Raw genomic sequence first — 17,160 nt, forward strand, 5'->3', positions numbered from 1 at the left:
TGTTAACCTTTAATTTGGAATGTTGTTTTAGAAAATACTGTGCTCGCATATTTACAGAACGGGTGCGTTCAGTAAATACTTTTCAGGTCGGATATGCGTGCGGTGAATACAGGTAGATCAACAAGGTAATCACAATGGGCGACAGACCGCTGGCCACTGCCGGCCCCGGCAGACCAGTAGATCCAGACAAGCTTGATCGTATTCTGGATGCAGTGCTCGATAGCTTTGCCGAAGGCGACATGCACTTCACCATCGAAGGGGTGGCGCGGCGTGCTGACGTGTCCAAAGGTACGATCTATAGGCATTTCAACAACGCCGACGCTTTGCTGGCAGCCGTACTGTCGCGGCTGCATCTGAAGATGCTGGGCAATCTGCCTGATATAGAAGAATGTGCCGGCGGCTTGCGCGAACAACTGATCATTCTCGGCACGCAACTGCTGGACTTTCTGACCAGTGAACAGGGCGTACGCATCATGCGCACCGTTATTGCCCATGGCGCACGGCAGGCCGAGCATGGCGAATTGATCTATCGCGACGGCCCTCAGGCCTTTGTTATACGCGCTGCAGCCTGCCTGAATATGGAGCATGAGCGCGGCCACATTGAACTGCAGGACGCCCTGCTCACCGCCGAGCAGCTGATCGGGATGTGGAAAGGCGGCCTGGTGACGGGCCTGTGGATGAACGGCCGGGCAAGGCCGGATGAAGCAGAAAAGCGCTACCGTGTGGAGTCCGCAGTTGATCTGCTGCTTCGCGGGCTTAACTGGACAGGTTAAAAACCGGCTTCTGCCAACTTTTCAGCTATCAGCTCAAGCGTCTCCATGCCCTGCACATCGGTTTCCAGCCAGGGTAGTCGCGGGCGTGGAAGATCGCCTAGTTCCCGGTCAATACGTTCCAGCCAACTGGCCTCCTGCTCTCGGCGCCGGCGCAGGAACTCGCCATCAGCCTCCTCAGGTATAACGCGATTGACCAAAGTGGCGACCACCGGAATGCCTACCGACTTGAGTGTAGCCACCGCCCGCACGGTTTCCAGAATCGGCAGCCGCTCCGGCGTCAATACAAACAGAAACCCGCTGATCTTGGGGTCTTCCAGATGCCGACGCGCCTGCATAAACAGCCGCCGACGCTTGAGCAGGGTTTGCGCAATGTCCTTGGTCCGCTCGTCCAGATCACTCAGCGCATTCTCGGCCGGATCATCGAAGGGCGTGGCGACATCGCGGCCGCTTTTCGGTGTCAGGTGTTTGAGCACCTTGGCCAGCTCCTCGGATTTGCGATTATGCGTCAGCAAACCATCGGTCCAGGCTGCCATGGCTTCAGGTAGCGTCAGCAGTCGCAGCGTATGCCCAGTGGGCGCGGTATCGAAAATAATCTGATCGTAGGGGCTGTCCGGATCATTAATTAGCCGCGCAATACGTTCGAGTAACGCCGCCTCCTGAGTACCCGGAGACTGGCGGGTGAGCTGCATCTGCCGTTGCAGCTCCTTCATCATTTCTGGAGCCGCGAACCGGCGCATCTGCTCGGTTACCCGCTTCAGATGTGCCTCCACCTCAATATCCGGATCAATCTCCATGGCATCCAGGTTCGGCAGCAAGCGCCTGGGAGTGTCGTCCAGTTCGCGAGCGAACACATCACCCAGGCTATGCGCCGGATCAGTCGACACCACCAGGCAGCGCTGCCCGCGGCTGGCAGCCAACACCGCCAGCGCAGCAGATACTGTGGTTTTGCCCACGCCACCCTTTCCGCCTACCCAGATCAGGCGACGTTGTAATAGATCAAACATGATTGGCCTTGAGTTTCAGCAGCAGCGGCAATGGTCGAGCGGCGAGCGCTCCATACCCATGCGCAGGTGCCATTGATGAAAGCGCTCCAGCAGCAATGGCTGGAGCTCGAGGGTGTAATAAGCCGCCGGGTTCGGCAAGCCCATCATTTCAGCAAAGACCAGCAGCATGAAGAGGTCGTCCTCATCCCGCCGCGCACGGGCAATGGCACCGCGATAGCGAGCGCTGTACGCCTCTTCAAGAAAAAAGCGGGCCTGGCTGAGCCAAGCCCCTTTTCCTGACGGGGGTTTACCCTGCGTCATGACTCAGTCCTCCGCGGCGACCTGAGCACGGTGCCGCTTGAGCGCGGCGGCACATTCCATCGCGACCAGAATGGCTGCTACCAACACCACGATATCCAACCCCAGCAGGAACCAGTTCTGCTGCTCGTAGAAGGTGCGCAGTTGGAAGATTAGCGCCGTTACCGTCATCACCAGCAGGAAGCACAGTGGCGCCAAGGTGTACCACATCGGCCGGCGCAGGTGCACCAGCATCACAGTGATAACCAGTAGGGTCAGACCGGCCAGCAACTGGTTGGTAGTACCAAACAACGGCCAGATGATCATGCCGCCTGAACCATCGGCGCCACCAGCACCAAAGGCCAGTAGCAGGCAACTGCCCACCGCAAGCAAGGTCGCCGGCAATGGCTTTTTCATCCACGGCTGGTTATAGATCTCGCCCCACTCCTGGAAGATGTAACGCTGCAGACGCAGGCCGGTATCCATGGTGGTACCCGCGAACAACGCAGCCATTACCGTCAACAGAGTGGCAGCAGTTACCTGCGGCAGGCCCAGACCGTTGTGAATGATATAGGCGCCGCCCTCTACGAACGCAGTCACGCCACCCTGGCCAAAGGCGCTGTACATGGCCTGCCAGTCAGCCAGGCTGGCAAAGCCCGCCGTGGCCGCCAGAATCGCTGCTAGCGCCAAACCGCCCTCACCGATCGCCCCGAAGAAACCGACGAAGCGTATGTCGGTTTCACGATTCAATTGCTTGGACGTCGTGCCCGACGCGACCAACCCATGGAAGCCGGAAATCGCGCCGCAGGCGATAGTGACGAACAGCAAGGGTATCAGCGACGGCGTGCCCGCTGGCACATCGACGTTGAACATCGGTGCGATCATGACCGGATTCAGTACCACGATGGCGCCGTAAAGAATCAACAGACCAATGAACAGTTGCAAGCCGTTGATGTAGTCACGCGGTTGCAGCAGCATCCATACTGGCAGCACCGATGCGATAGCGGCATAGAGGAACAGCAGAACAATCCAGGCAGCATTACCGGAAACGCCAGGGGCTACTTCCGCTGGCATCTGAATCGGCACAGAAGGTCCAATAAAGATCAACGCGTACAGCGCAACTACACCCAGAATCGAGACCACCGGCAGAGTCAGAATGCGGCGATAGATCAACTGGCCGATAATCAGCGCAACGAAAATCGCACCCCAAACCGGTACAACGGCGCTCGGGAAGGTCATCATCAGCCGCGCGATCACCACCGCGAACACGGCGTTAACCATCAACAGCACCAGGAAGATAACGATCATAAAGATGCTGCGCGCACGCTTGCCCACTACATCACCGGTCAGCGAACCAACCGACTTGGCCTTGTTGCGCACGCTGGCCCAGATAGCGCCAGCGTCATGGATGCCGGCAAAGAACATGGTACCCAGCACTACCCAGGCAAAAGCCGGAGCCCAACCCCAGATCACCGCAATGGCTGGCCCGACGATGGGCGCGGCACCGGCTACGGAGGTGAAATGGTGACCCCAGAGCACAAATTTATTGGTGGGGACGAAGTCCACCCCATCTTCAAACTCGTGTGCAGGTGTACGGAAGTCCGGGTCAAGCTTGAAGATCTTTTCGGCAATAAACTTAGAGTAAACAAAGTACCCCAACGCCATCATGCCAAGACCTACGAAGAGCAAGATTACGGCACTCATGCAAGGCTCCTGATTATTCTATTTTTATGTAATAGGTCAGCATCTAGCCCACGCCGCCTGGGATCAATATAGACCAAGGTCTTATTGTGCAACCAGCGTTGATTTAACGAGCTACTTGCCCAGCACCTCAAGCCGCATTGTCATCCAACTGCAATACCTGCGTGTCACCGTTCTGTCACAGATCATTCGTGAAGCCTCGGTATGCCAGAAACTCTGCAACTGATTCAACGACACCTGCCTGAACATCTTGAGCTAGACCGCTTGCTGCGCCAGGGAGCGCGACACTTGCGCTGTCAGACCGTGCATACCGTAATGGTAGACAATATTGCCATCCCGGTCCGAGCTATAGAGCTTGGCAGTCGCTCACCCCTGGTGCCGGTTATCGGCTTCTTTGGCGGTGTGCATGGCGTCGAGCGCATCGGTACACAGGTACTGCTGTCCTGGATGCACAGCCTGATCCATCGCCTGGACTGGGATGATCAGCTACGTCATCAGCTCGAACGCGTGCGCCTGGTATTTATGCCAATGATCAATCCTGGAGGCATCTGGAAGCACCGGCGCAGCAATCTCAACGGGGTGGATCTGATGCGCAATGCCCCAGTGGACGCCATGGGCCCGGCCCCCTGGCTGGTCAGCGGTCATCGCATCAGCCCACGCCTGCCCTGGTACCGCGGCCGTCGGGGTGATCCGATGGAAGCCGAAGCCGCTGCGCTGGTGGAGACCGTACGCCAACGATTACTCAATGCCCCATTTGCCATCAGCGTGGATTGTCACAGCGGTTTTGGCCGACAGGATCGCCTGTGGTGCAGCTATGCCCGTACCCACAAGCCGATGCATAACATCGCTGAAGTGCTCGCGCTGAAGCGGCTGTACCAAAACACTTACCCGCACCATCATCCCTACATCATTGAGCCCCAGTCGATCCATTACACCACCCATGGTGACCTTTGGGATTATTTGTACGACGAATCTGCCGAGCTCTTCCCAGACAACACCTTCCTGCCCTTCACCCTGGAGATGGGCTCCTGGCTCTGGGTGCGCAAGAACCCGCGGCAAATGCTCGACTACTTCGGTTACTTCAACCCGGTGATAGACCACCGTAAACGCCGAGTGCTGCGCCAGCATCTGCCGTTGTTCGACTTCCTGCTGAATGCCGCCCAGTCATGGCGCAACTGGATGCCCCGTCCCAGCCAGCGTGATCTGCTGACCCAGGAGGCGATTAACGAATGGTTTTTGTAAGCCTTGCTCAGAGTTGTCACACGCGATTGGCAAACTAATTGTTCTTTTTCCAACCTCAATCGGAGCAAGGCAATGAAGGGAATGACAAGGCGCGATTTTTTGCGGGTATCCGCACTGACCATGGGTACCGTGGTCATCTCCACTGGCCTGCAAGGTTGCCTGAGCAGCAGCAGTAGCAGCCGCGATGACGACCCAGCTGCCCCCGTAGTAGTTGCCTTCAACCACGGCGTAGCCAGTGGCGATCCGCTGCAGGACCGCATTCTGATCTGGACCCGGGTCAGCCCTGCAGAAGGCCAGCAGGATGCTGTGGAGGTCAGTTGGGAGGTCGCAGAAGATGCCAAGTTCACTCGCCTGCTTCACGACGGCAACACCCAGACCGACGCCAGCCGTGATTACACCATCAAGGTCGACGTGCTCAACCTGACGCCAGGCCAGACCTACTTCTATCGTTTCAGTGCGGGCGCAACCCAATCCCCCACAGGCCAGATGAAGACCTTGCCGGTCGGCAGTATCGATCAGGTACGCTTTGCCGTGCTCTCCTGCTCCAACTACCCTGCCGGGTATTTCCACGTGTACGCCGAAGCCGCACGCCAGGCCGACCTGGACGCAGTCGTGCATCTGGGTGATTACATCTACGAATACGGCGAGGGTGGATACGCCAGCGAAGACGCCGTCGCCCTGGGCAGAACCCTGAACGCAGACAACAATAGTGAGCTCTTTGTCCTGGAGGACTACCGCAAGCGCTACGCCCTGTACCGGGGCGATAGCGACCTGCAGGCCCTGCATGCCGCCGCGCCCTTTATTGCCGTGTGGGATGATCACGAAATCGCTAACGACACCTGGACCGACGGCGCCGAGAATCATAATGAAGGCGAAGGCGATTTCACCGAGCGCAAACTGGCCGCATTGCAGGCCTACTTTGAATGGATGCCTATCCGCCCCGCCAACCCGGATGACGTGGAAACCATCTACCGCAGCTTTGACTTTGGCGATCTGGTCAGCCTGCACATGCTCGACACCCGCATCATTGGCCGCAACGAGCAGCTCAACTACAGCAACTACCTTGGTCCCGGCGGCTTTGACTTCGCCGGCTTCAATGCGGACGTCAACCACAACAGCCGGACCCTGCTTGGTCAGGAGCAGCTGAACTGGCTTGAAGCCCGCATGGCCAACTCCAACGCCACTTGGCAGGTACTTGGTCAGCAGGTCCTGATGGGGCGCATGCTGCTACCCGCTGAACTGCTGGGCGCGCTACTGGACCCGGCCAGCAGCGACCTGATCGGCGCCTTCAGCGAACTGGTCGAACTGAAACTGCGCATGCAAGCCAATGACCCAACGCTCACCGACCAGGAGCGCGCACGTATCACTACGGTGGTGCCCTACAATCTCGATGCCTGGGACGGCTATGCCCACGAACGCGAGCTGGTGCTGGAAATGGCCCGCTCGCTGGACAAGAACCTGGTCGTGCTGGCCGGTGATACCCACAACGCCTGGGCCAGCGACCTGGCCACTGTCACCGGTCAGCAGGTAGGCGTTGAATTCGCTACGGCCTCGGTGTCGTCTCCCGGGTTGGAGGAGTATCTCGGCGTACCAGCCGAGCTGATACCGCAGATCGAGCAGGTCATCACCCTTCTGGTAGAGCCACTGGATTACCTGAATGCCGCACAGCGCGGCTATATGCTGGTGACCTTCACCGCCGAACAAGCCCGCGCCCAGTGGCAGTTCGTCGATACCATCAAATCCACCCGCTACCAGGTCGACAACCTGCGCAGCCAGCAACGCATATGCTTGCCTGGCGCCGCGAACCGAAGCCTGCAGACACCCAGCTGAAGTCTGATACCGGGTCTGTCTGGCCGAACACCGCCACAGACCCATTTCCCATTACCCATAACGCCTCATTTTGCGGTATAAGGGCGCTATGAAAATCCCAAAACGTTTAGAACCCCTGGTCGAAGATGGCCTGATCGATTACGTGATCCGTCCGCTCATGAGCGGAAAGGAAGCGGCTGTCTATTTAGTGAGCTGCGGTTCGGAGATCCGCTGCGCCAAAGTCTATAAAGAAGCAGCTAAACGCAGCTTCAAACAAGCCGTGCTTTATCAGGAGGGTCGCAAAGTCAGAAACACCCGGCGCTCCAGAGCCATGGAAAAAGGCTCGAAGTTTGGCCGCAATCAGCAGGAAGAAGCCTGGCAGAATGCCGAAGTCGATGCGCTATACCGCCTGGATGCCGCCGGCGTGCGCGTTCCCAAACCCTACGGGTGCTTCGAAGGCGTGCTGCTGATGGAGCTGGTGACCGACGAAGAAGGCGGAGTCGCACCGCGCCTGAACGATGTGTCCATGGATGCCGAGCAGGCGATTGAAGACCATGCCACGGTCATGCATTACGTCAAGCTGATGCTTTGCGCTGGACTGGTGCATGGTGATCTGTCCGAGTTCAACGTACTGGTCGACGCCTACGGCCCTGTGATCATCGACCTGCCCCAGGCTGTGGACGCTGCGGCCAACAACAATGCACGCTCGATGCTGGACCGTGACGTCAATAACATAACCGAATATTACGGCCAATATGCTCCGGAGCTGCTGCAAACCCGTTATGCGAAAGAAATGTGGGCACTGTATGAAGACGGCGAGCTAACGCCAGATACCGAGCTGACCGGTTACTTTGAAGAGAGTGATGAAGCGGCCGATGTGGATTCGGTGGTTGAAGAGATCAAGGCTGTAATGGCCGAAGAACGGGCACGTCAGGAACGGCTGCGCGAGGCTGAGGAAGAGGACTGATCGTATAACCCCGATCAGTCCCACCCCAGTCATTCTCGCCCTATTCCGTCATTCTCACCCTATCTAGTCACTCCCACCCTATCCAGTCATTCCCGCGAAAGCGGGAATCCATTGGAACGGCCACACAGGCACTAGCGTTGGATCAGATATCCACCCTGCCCCGCAAGGATTTCGACTGGCCGCGCTTGGTCTTGCTGTCCATGCGTCGGGTTTGCGAGCCTTTGGTGGGTTTGGTCGGGCGGCGGCGTTTTTGTACTACCACGGCATCGTTGATCAGTTCTTGAAGACGCTTGATGGCATCTTCACGGTTCTGTTCCTGATTTCGATAGGACTGCGCCTTGATGATGATCACGCCATCCTTGCTGATGCGCTGATCAGACAGCGCCAACAGCCGTTCCTTGTAGAACGGCGGCAGGCTGGAGCTGTTGATGTCGAACCTGAGATGGATCGCGCTGGAGACCTTGTTGACGTTCTGCCCGCCCGCACCCTGTGAGCGGATGGCGGATATCTCCACCTCCCAATCGCCCAGCTCGACATTGTTCGATAGCTTGATCATGCCCGCAGTTTAACCCGCTAGCGCTGCCTGCATAAAGTTGATAATCCAGCTACTCATCACTGGCGCATCCACTTGCGCAGATAATGACGCCTGCCCCTCGCGCAGGCGGGCATGGGCAATCACCCCACGCCGAGCGGCCATCAGATCAGCCGAGTAGCCCTTGCAGAACTCCGGATGCCCTTGCACGCTCATAAAATGCTGGCCGTATTGCACCAGGTAGTACGGACAGAACTCGCTCCCTGCCAGGATCTCGGCCTGGGGTGGCAGTAGGCTGACCTGGTCCTGATGGCTGACAATCAGATCGAGCTTGTCTTGCCAAGGATTCATCCAGCTTTTGCGTACCAGCACCTGATTGAACGACATGCCCACGCCCCAGCCCTTGGGCGATTGGATGACCTCGCCGCCCAGCGCCTTGGCCATCAGCTGGTGGCCGAAACAGATACCCACCAGAGGCGTGCCCTGCTCCCACATACGCGCCATACAGTCCTGCAAAGCATCAATCCATGGCAAGCCATCATTGACGCCAAACTTGCTACCGCTGGTAATGTACGCATCACATTCGTCCAGGGTTTGCGGCAACTCACCGTCCATACAGCGATACACGCGAATCTGCGCGTCGGGGTGTTGTGTGAGCAGCAGATCGTTGAACATTTCAGGGTAATTGCCATGCGCCACCTGCAGGCTTTCCATTACATCATCACATTGCAGCAGCCCGATTCTCATAACCCGCCCTTTTACCAATACCGTTATTCCAGAGCCTTTTCAGCCCTACCCAAGATCACAGTTGCCCGTGCAACGCTTGGGTAAAAATAGCACTGTACTGGCCGGCATCAAACTGAATCGGATTAGTACCGGATGCGGCATCCTCCACTGCCATCTGACCGACCCGCTCAATCTGCCGATCATCAATACCGATCTCGGCCAGACTGTGCGCAATCCCGACCTCACTGCGCAGCTCCAATACCCAATCCAGCACCCCGGTAAAATCTTGCTGAGGCAGATCCAGATAACGCCCCAGGCGCTGCATCTGCGGCTCTATGCTGCTGCGATTGGCCTGCAACACATAGGGCATCAGAATCGCATTCAAAGTACCGTGATGGGCGTCATAGAGTGCGCCCAATGGATGCGCGAGTGCGTGCATGCCGCCTAGCCCGCGCTGAAAAGCGGTTGCCCCCATGCTCGAGGCCACGAGCATTTTCAGCCGCGCCTCAATATCGGCTCCCTGAGCGGTAGCCCTGGGCAAATAGTCCTTGATCAGGCGCATGCCCTCCAGCGCGATGCCTTCGGCCATCGGATGAAACAGTGGCGAGCAGTAGGCCTCAAGATTATGCGAGAGTGCATCCATGCCGGTGGCAGCGGTAATCCCGGGCGGCAACCCGACCGTAAGCTCGGGGTCAAGAATCACCAAGGCAGGCAACATATGGGCATGGAAAATGATGCGCTTGATATGTGCTTCGTCATCGGTAATGACTGACGCACGACCGACTTCGGAACCGGTACCGGCAGTTGTGGGCACCGCCACCACCGGCGCCATGCCCGCGACATTAACTCGTAAATAGTTGTCGCCAATGTCCTCAAAATCCCAAATTGGCCTGTCCTGCCCGGCCATCAGGGCTATGGCCTTGGCCGCATCCAGTGCCGAACCACCACCAAAGGCAATCACGCCATCGTGATGACCCACGCGGTACACCACCACGCCATCCATGACGTTCTGCCCGGTCGGGTTACCCTTGATCGAAGAAAATACCTCGGCATTCAGCCCGGCGTCACGGCATTGTTGCAAGGCACTGTCGATCATAGGTAGCGCCGCCAACCCAGGGTCAGTGACCAACAGTGGCGCCTGCATGCCCAGCCGCTTGCACGCATCTGCCAATTCGGCAATCCGCCCCGCGCCAACACGCACCGATGTTGGATAGTTCCAGTTCATGCGATACGCCTGCATGGCGAGCTCCTACAGAATCTTGAAGTGAAAGGATTTTGGTCGGGTGACGTACTCATAACCGACGCTGGACAAAGTACAGCCCTGGCCTGAGCTTTTCACCCCGGTCCAGGCCAGCGCCGGATCCAGATAATCGCAGCGGTTGAGAAACACCGTGCCCGTCTGCAAGCGGTCGCCAATCGCCAGAGCAGTGTCTACGTCCTGGCTAAAGATCGCGGCGGTGAGGCCGTATTCGCTGTCGTTCATGAGGGCGATGGCTTCTGCATCGCTGCTGACCTTCTGTATACCGACAACCGGCCCAAAGGATTCCTCGGTCATCACCCGCATACCATGATTGACCCCGGTCAGCACCTGCGGTGCCAGATAGGCACTGCCGGAACGACTCAGTGGAAAATCGTCGGCATCGATATGGGCTTCAGCGCCCTGGGCAATGGCTTCGGCGATTTGAGCGCGAATAAAAGCCGCCGCCTCAGGACGTACCACAGGCCCAAGAGTGGTTTCTGGATCGTCCGAACGACCCAGTTTGTACTGGCGAACCAACCCGATTACCAACTCGACAAATTCATCGTGCAAGTCCTCGTGCACATAGATGCGCTCAATGCCGCAACAAGATTGCCCGGAATTGAAGAAAGCCCCCTCTACCAAGGTCTCCACCGCATGAGCCAGATCGGCATCGGCTCGTACATAGGCCGGGTCCTTACCGCCTAACTCCAGCCCGGTTGCAATAAAGCGGCCCGCCGCTGCTTTTTCAACCATTTCCCCACCGGCCACTGAGCCGGTAAAGGCGACGTGAGCGACACCGGGGCGCGAGATCAGCGCCTGGGTTTCAGCGTGACTCATATGCAAATATTGAAAGATGCCTTCAGGCAGCCCAGCCTCGGCAAAGGACGCGACCATGCGCTCGGAACACAACGGCGTTTGTGCTGAATGCTTGAGCAATACGGAGTTGCCAGCCAGTAAGCTTGGTACTACCGCATTAACGGCAGTCAAATAGGGGTAATTCCACGGCGCGATGACCAGCGATACACCCAGCGGCTCACGGAGGATAAACCGCTTGAAGCCGGCTTTTTCCGGCAATTCGATATCCGCCAGTGCGGTTTCAGCGATGTCGGCCATATGGGTCGCACGCTCAACATAGCCTTTGATCTCACCCGCCGCATAACGAATCGGCCGACCCATCATCCAACACAGCTCCTCCGCCAGCACCGATTCCCGGGCGCTGAACGCGGCAATAGCCCGGCGGACGAGTTCCACGCGCTCGGACAAGGGCGCTTGTTTCCAGCGGCTCTGTGCCTTGACCGCAAGATCCAGGGCCGCATTGATCTGTTCCTCGCTCGCCAGCGGCCGCTCTACATAAACCGAGCCGTCGATCGGCGAGATTGTTTGCAGGGTTTTGCTCATGTCATGCTCCTGAGTTCGGATAGGCATTTGTTATTCGCGCCAGGGGCGGGCCCCCCAGCAAAACACTAGACCTGTTCCAGCGCACCCCTGTGCGAGCGGCGGCCCCGCCGCGAAGGGTCAGATAATCTCAAAGTACCGATCCAGCTCCCAATCGCTCACATGCCTGCGGTATTCGCGCTCTTCCCACTCACGGCTGGCGGCAAAATGCTCGACAAAAGCATCACCAAACAGCTCGCGCGCGGCGTCCGAGGCGCGCAACCGCTGCGCCGCATCCCACAAGGTTCTGGGCAAGGCCAGTTCGGGTGCGTGTTTCATGTCGTAGGCGTTGCCTTCCACCGGCTCACTGGGCTCCCATTCATGCATGATCCCGTAAAGACCCGACGCCAGCGCCACTGACAGCGCCAGATAAGGATTACCGTCAGCCGCGCCCAGCCGATACTCCTGACGCTGCGATTTGTCGCTGCCCGGGATAACGCGCAAAGCAGCAGTACGATTTTCCACCCCCCAGGTTGCGTCCGTAGGTGCCCAGAAACCTGGAATCATCCGCCGGTAGCTATTCAACGTGGGTGCAACCATGCACAGCATTTCCGGCATCAGGCGCTGCTGACCCGCCAGGAAATGCCGCTGAACTTTGCTCATATAATACTTTTGATTGGCATCGTAAAACGCTGATTTATCTGTTTTTTTATCTCTCAATGAAACATGAATATGACCACTCTGGCCCGGATACTTGCCAGACCACTTGGCCATAAAAGTCGCCATCATCCCTTGCCGCTGGGCCAGCACTTTCATAAACGTCTTGAACAACGCGGCCTTGTCTGCGGCCGCCTCCGCATGATCCACCGCGATTGCCGCTTCCAGCACGCCAGGGCCGGTTTCGGTGTGCAACCCCTCAATCGGAAAGTCCATGGCCTCAGACATCTCGAGGATCTGGTGATACAACTCGGCGTGCACCGAATTGCGGATCATCGAATAGCCGAACCAATCCGGCGTATAAGGGATCAGGTCGCGAAACCCCTTGGCGCGGGCCGACTCAGGCGTCTCCTTGAACATGAAAAACTCATACTCCAGCGCTGCATAGGGCTCGAAGCCCAGCGCCTGACAGCGTTCGATAACCCGTCTTAGCGTGCCGCGCGGGCAAACCGCTTCGGCCTGCTTATCAAACTCGGCAAGAAACAGCAGCATGCCGTCTTCAAAAGGAATATCCCGGCAACTGGCGGGGAGAATACGCACCGGCGCATCCGGGTAGCCGGTATGCCAGCCCGTGTAGCTGGCGTTATCGTAGAGCTGATCCTTGACGTCCCAGCCCAGCACTACGTCGCAGAAAGCAAAGCCATCGTCTAGGGATGAGAAGAACTTCTCGCGGCTCATATATTTGCCGCGCATGACACCATCGTTATCGAACAGCCCGACCTTAACGTGACTGATGCCACGCTCCTCAACGATGCGCCTGGCATCCTCGACGGTTTTCACTTCCCGCGGCTTGAGCATTTCAGTCTCCAGCGGATGATTTTTATTGTTAGCCGGCATGGTTATTCACGCCTATTGGGGCGCGGGTGTGTGTAGGAATGCTGACCTGTGGGCGGTTTACTCCGGTGGGAGCGCCGGCCTCGGCGCGATGGGCTTTTCTATATATACCCAAAGCCATCGCGCCGAGGCCGGCGCTCCCACCAAAACAACAGCCCCTACAAAGACCAGCAGCTCCCCCACAAGTCAGTGCACTCCAACACCCCAAAGCAAACCACTTAACCGCAGCGGTAAGGTGTGCCGGCCTTGGCCATCAGCGCGTTGTACTGCTTGAAGATCTCCACCACCTTGGCGCAGCGTGGGCTGGTCTTGGCAATTTCGTCCCAGAACTTCATGGCCTCTTGTTCAACTGTAGCCCATTCGGCTTCGGGTATTGTGGTCAGCTGCAATTTGCTGCCGTTAACCCGTAGATCTGCCTCGCCACCCCAATACCAGTGCTGCCGGTAGTAGTTGGAGCTGTCCATGCACAGCTTGAACAAGGTTTTCAGGTGTTCAGGCACTTCGTTCCACTTGCCCTCGTTGGCGAAGTACGAGCCACACCAGGCGCCGGAGATATTGTTGGTCAGAAAGTAGTTGGTCACATCGGCCCAACCGACGGTGTAGTCCTCGGTAATGCCGGACCAGGCGATGCCGTCAAGCTCACCGGTCTGCATGGCGACTTCCACATCTTCCCAAGGCAGGGTCACTGGCACCACGCCAAAGCGCGACAGAAATTTGCCCGCAGTCGGGAAGGTAAAGATGCGCTTGCCCTTGAGGTCTTCCAGGGAATTAATCGGCTTTACCGTGGCGAAATTGCACGGGTCCCAGGCGCCGGCGCCCAGCCAGGTCACACCCTCGACCTCACCGTACGCCTCCTCCCAGATTTCCTTTAGGCCGTATTTCTCGAACAGCACCGGCACGTCCAGGCTGTAACGTGAGGCAAAGGGGAAATAGCCGCCGAATACCGACACGTCTACCGGTGCAGCGATGGAGTCGTCATCACTCTGCACCGCATCAATAGTGCCGCGCTGCATCGCCCGGAACAGCTCGCCAGTGGGAACCAATTGGTCGGCGTAATACAGCTGAATCTCCATCTCACCATTGGCCGCCTTGTTAAAGGCATCGATAGAGGGCTTGATCACGTGCTCCGCCAGTGCCGGGCCGGCATAGGTCTGCAGCCGCCAGGTGATCTTCTTCGGCTCCTGGGCATAAATATGCGCACTGCCCAGTGTGGATGCGCCTACCGCTCCGATAGCCGCGTTCTTTAGAAAATTGCGTCTTGAACTCATGCTGGTCACTCCCTTTAATGTCGATTTTGTTGTCCAACAACCGCATTACCCTGCAACGGCCAGCATGGTCGATGCAGTGTTCCTTGAAGCCGACTCAAACGGAGCTGGCTTGTTGTTCGGCAAAGGTGGCTAACGGTTGTAATGCAACTCCGGCAACCACAGCGCAATCTGCGGAAAAGTCATGACCAGCACCAGCGCCAGGATCATGATCAGCACAAAGGGTGTAACCGACACGTAAATATCCCGCAGCGTCACCTCTGGCGGTGCCATGGCGCGCATCAGGAACAGGTTGTAGCCAAAGGGGGGGGTCATGTAGGCGATCTGGCAGGTGATGGTATACAGCACGCCGTACCAGACCAGATCGAAGCCCAGCGCCCCGACCAGAGGGATATACAGCGGCGCGACTATCACCAGCATCGCGGTATCGTCGAGAAACATGCCCATGATAATGAATGACAGTTGCATCAGCACCAGCACCTGCCAGGGGCCCAGCTTCAGATCCTCCAGAAAGAACGACTCAATCGCACGCACCGCGCCCAGACCGTCAAACACCGCACCGAAACACAGCGCCGCGAGGATGATCCACATAAACATGCAACTGATCGCCAGCGTCTTGCGCAGGGTCTCTTCCATCACCTTGCGGTTCAGCCGCCTCTTAAGCAAAGCGGCTAAGGTGGCTGCAGCAGCGCCGACGGCAGAGCTTTCCACCAGGCTGGTGTAGCCAAGCAGAAACAGGCCGGTCATGGAGAAAAAGATAAATACCGGAACGATGCCCGCCTGCAGCAGCTTGAACTTCTCTGCCCGGCTGATCTGCCGGCGCTCTTCTTCCGGCAATGCCGGCCCGAGTTGTGGCTGCAAGCGGCAGCGAATGGCGATGTACAGCACAAAGAGGCCGGCCATCAACAAGCCGGGAAACACGCCAGCAAGCCACAGCTGGCCGACCGGCTGGCGGGCAATCATGCCGTAGAGCACCAGCACTACGCTGGGTGGAATCAAAATACCCAGCGAGCTGCCTGCTTGGATGACGCCAGTGACCATGATCTTGTCGTAACCGCGGCGCAGTAACTCCGGCAGCGCAATACTGGCACCAATCGCCATCCCCGCCACGCTCAGACCATTCATTGCTGAAATCGCTACCATCAGAGCTATGGTGCCAATGGCTAATCCGCCGTCTACCGGCCCCATCCACACATGAAACATGCGATACAGGTCTTCGGCCAGGCCCGATTCAGAAAGCATATAGCCCATATAAACGAACAGCGGCAGCGTCAGCAGCGGGTACCACTTCATCAGTTTCATGGCCGCACTGAAGGCTATTTCCGAGCCGCCGTCGCCCCACAACAGCAAGGCCGCAGCAACCGCGACAAAGCCAATGGCGCCAAACACGCGCTTGCCGGTCAGCAACAGCAGCATCATGCTGGAAAACATCAACAGCGCTATGACGTTGTAACTCATTCCAGCGGAGCCCCCCGCGCCTCGGCGATATCTCGACATAGCGTGGACAGGGCCTGCAACAGCATCATCGCCACACCAATGCACATTACGATCTTGATCGGCGCCATGCGCGGCGACCAGGCTGAATAGCTGGTTTCGTTATATTGCAGCGCGTATTGGGTGGAAGAGATGCCGCCATACAGCAGCCAGGACAGGTAGAAGATCAGCAACAGCACCGTTACCGCATCAACCATCGCCTTGGTACGGGGCGACCATTTACTGTAGAGCAGGTCCATGCGCACATGACCGTCGAGCTGCATGGAATAGGCGCCGCCCAGAAGGAAATAGGCGACCATCAGAAACTGCGCCACTTCCAGCGTCCAGATAGAGGGATTGAAGAAGGTTTTGCTAACGGAGGAATACAGCAACACAGCCATCATGACGAAAATCAGGTACATCGCGCACCGGCCAACAAACCGGTTCATAGCATCCACTGCTCGCACGAACATCCTGATCGTCCTGGGCATGAAGCGACTCGTCACAATAAAGAGGTATTACAAAAATATAGACGAGCTTTCAGCTAACGCTAATAAAAAACGCTAAAACGGGAGGTGCGGTTTTGTTACTCCTCGCCAATATCCTCGTTCCAGAGCGCTGGCTGCGCCTGGATAAACTCGCGCATCAGGGCAATACATTCAGCATCCTGCAATACCACGACCTCTACGCCGCGGTCACGCAACAACTGCTCCTCACCCATAAAGGTGTGATTCTCACCAATAACCACCTTGGGAATGCCGTAAAGCAAAATCGCCCCACTGCACATCGCACAAGGAGACAGCGTGGTATACAGCACGGATTCTGCGTACACCGATGCCGGCAAACGCCCAGCATTTTCCAGCGCATCCATCTCGCCATGCAGGATCGCACTGCCTTGTTGAACGCGGCGGTTATGCCCGCGGCCAATGATTTTGCCATCGTGTACCAGCACCGAGCCGATCGGGATTCCGCCTTCGTCCAGACCGGTACGGGCCTCATCGACGGTTGCACGCATAAAAGGATCCATCTGTAATCTCCATAACGAAAAGTAAAAGCAACTTCACGCTAAACCCTGGCACTACCGGCTGTCCAGCAGTGCCAGGATTGATCCACATCGGCACTGCACCCGAGAAGTGGCTGCAGCAACAATAGAAGCCTTGGTCGCCGCGCAAGCGAAATCACCGATTTCCCGCTGAACGCGCTACGGTCTTTGCCCAAATGCCATTA

Annotated in this window: 16 protein-coding genes; 4 read left to right on the plus strand and 12 right to left on the minus strand. The window is 57.5% G+C overall.

Annotation, left to right across the window (positions count from 1 at the left end; genetic code table 11):
- Positions 1-134 precede the first annotated feature (134 nt).
- The gene (locus K787_RS0110100; RefSeq protein ID WP_022962684.1) at positions 135-773 is read left to right on the plus strand and encodes a TetR/AcrR family transcriptional regulator; all 639 of its coding nucleotides are present in this window, start codon (positions 135-137) and stop codon (positions 771-773) included.
- On the opposite strand, the gene K787_RS0110105 is transcribed toward K787_RS0110100, so the two are convergent.
- Genes K787_RS0110105 through K787_RS0110115 form a run of 3 tightly spaced genes read right to left on the minus strand, consistent with a single transcriptional unit; the run spans position 770 to position 3,757 of the window.
- Entirely contained in the window at positions 770-1,777 is a 1,008-nt protein-coding gene (locus K787_RS0110105; RefSeq protein WP_022962685.1) for an ArsA family ATPase, read from the minus strand. The two genes, K787_RS0110100 and K787_RS0110105, sit on opposite strands and share 4 nt — an antisense overlap.
- A gap of 15 nt (positions 1,778-1,792) precedes the next feature.
- Positions 1,793-2,077 carry a cory-CC-star protein gene (locus K787_RS0110110; protein WP_022962686.1) on the minus strand — a complete coding sequence of 95 codons (285 nt, stop codon included), beginning with the start codon at positions 2,075-2,077 and terminating at the stop codon, positions 1,793-1,795.
- A 3-nt stretch (positions 2,078-2,080) separates the two neighbouring features.
- Entirely contained in the window at positions 2,081-3,757 is a 1,677-nt protein-coding gene (locus K787_RS0110115) for a carbon starvation CstA family protein (protein ID WP_022962687.1), read from the minus strand.
- A 201-nt stretch (positions 3,758-3,958) separates the two neighbouring features.
- Between K787_RS0110115 and K787_RS0110120 the strand changes: the two genes are divergently transcribed.
- The 3 genes from K787_RS0110120 to K787_RS0110130 all read left to right on the plus strand — a co-directional run bounded on the left by K787_RS0110120 (position 3,959) and on the right by K787_RS0110130 (position 7,772).
- Positions 3,959-4,996 carry a M14 family zinc carboxypeptidase gene (locus K787_RS0110120; RefSeq protein ID WP_022962688.1) on the plus strand — a complete coding sequence of 346 codons (1,038 nt, stop codon included), beginning with the start codon at positions 3,959-3,961 and terminating at the stop codon, positions 4,994-4,996.
- A 72-nt stretch (positions 4,997-5,068) separates the two neighbouring features.
- Positions 5,069-6,826 carry an alkaline phosphatase D family protein gene (locus K787_RS0110125; protein WP_022962689.1) on the plus strand — a complete coding sequence of 586 codons (1,758 nt, stop codon included), beginning with the start codon at positions 5,069-5,071 and terminating at the stop codon, positions 6,824-6,826.
- 88 nt (positions 6,827-6,914) lie between these two features.
- Complete coding sequence (locus K787_RS0110130) at positions 6,915-7,772, plus strand: PA4780 family RIO1-like protein kinase (RefSeq protein ID WP_022962690.1); 858 nt, start codon at positions 6,915-6,917, stop codon at positions 7,770-7,772.
- A gap of 142 nt (positions 7,773-7,914) precedes the next feature.
- Here the strand turns inward: K787_RS0110130 and arfB are convergent, their stop codons facing one another.
- From arfB to K787_RS0110180, 9 genes are all read right to left on the minus strand, one after another.
- Positions 7,915-8,328: an alternative ribosome rescue aminoacyl-tRNA hydrolase ArfB gene (arfB, locus tag K787_RS0110135; protein ID WP_022962691.1), complete on the minus strand. Its 414-nt coding sequence runs from the start codon at positions 8,326-8,328 to the stop codon at positions 7,915-7,917.
- Between the two features lie 9 nt (positions 8,329-8,337).
- A complete protein-coding gene (locus K787_RS0110140) occupies positions 8,338-9,051 on the minus strand; it encodes a glutamine amidotransferase-related protein (RefSeq protein ID WP_022962692.1) in 714 nt (237 codons plus the stop codon).
- Positions 9,052-9,106: 55 nt separating this feature from the next.
- The gene (locus tag K787_RS0110145; RefSeq protein ID WP_022962693.1) at positions 9,107-10,270 is read right to left on the minus strand and encodes an iron-containing alcohol dehydrogenase; all 1,164 of its coding nucleotides are present in this window, start codon (positions 10,268-10,270) and stop codon (positions 9,107-9,109) included.
- Positions 10,271-10,279: 9 nt separating this feature from the next.
- Positions 10,280-11,668 (minus strand): aldehyde dehydrogenase family protein, encoded by a 1,389-nt coding sequence (locus tag K787_RS0110150; protein ID WP_022962694.1) that lies wholly within the window; start codon positions 11,666-11,668, stop codon positions 10,280-10,282.
- Positions 11,669-11,785: 117 nt separating this feature from the next.
- Complete coding sequence (locus tag K787_RS0110155; protein ID WP_022962695.1) at positions 11,786-13,198, minus strand: glutamine synthetase family protein; 1,413 nt, start codon at positions 13,196-13,198, stop codon at positions 11,786-11,788.
- A 215-nt stretch (positions 13,199-13,413) separates the two neighbouring features.
- Complete coding sequence (locus tag K787_RS0110160; RefSeq protein WP_022962696.1) at positions 13,414-14,463, minus strand: TRAP transporter substrate-binding protein; 1,050 nt, start codon at positions 14,461-14,463, stop codon at positions 13,414-13,416.
- 129 nt (positions 14,464-14,592) lie between these two features.
- Complete coding sequence (locus K787_RS0110170) at positions 14,593-15,918, minus strand: TRAP transporter large permease (RefSeq protein WP_022962698.1); 1,326 nt, start codon at positions 15,916-15,918, stop codon at positions 14,593-14,595.
- A complete protein-coding gene (locus K787_RS0110175) occupies positions 15,915-16,424 on the minus strand; it encodes a TRAP transporter small permease subunit (protein ID WP_028614814.1) in 510 nt (169 codons plus the stop codon). The genes K787_RS0110170 and K787_RS0110175 overlap by 4 nt, the downstream gene beginning before the upstream one ends.
- Positions 16,425-16,519: 95 nt before the next feature.
- Positions 16,520-16,960, minus strand: a complete 441-nt coding sequence (locus tag K787_RS0110180) for a nucleoside deaminase (protein WP_022962700.1) — start codon at positions 16,958-16,960, stop codon at positions 16,520-16,522.
- Positions 16,961-17,160 lie beyond the last annotated feature (200 nt).

It is taken from the genome of Halopseudomonas pelagia CL-AP6 (genome assembly GCF_000410875.1).
Classification (GTDB): Bacteria; Pseudomonadota; Gammaproteobacteria; order Pseudomonadales; family Pseudomonadaceae; genus Halopseudomonas; species Halopseudomonas pelagia.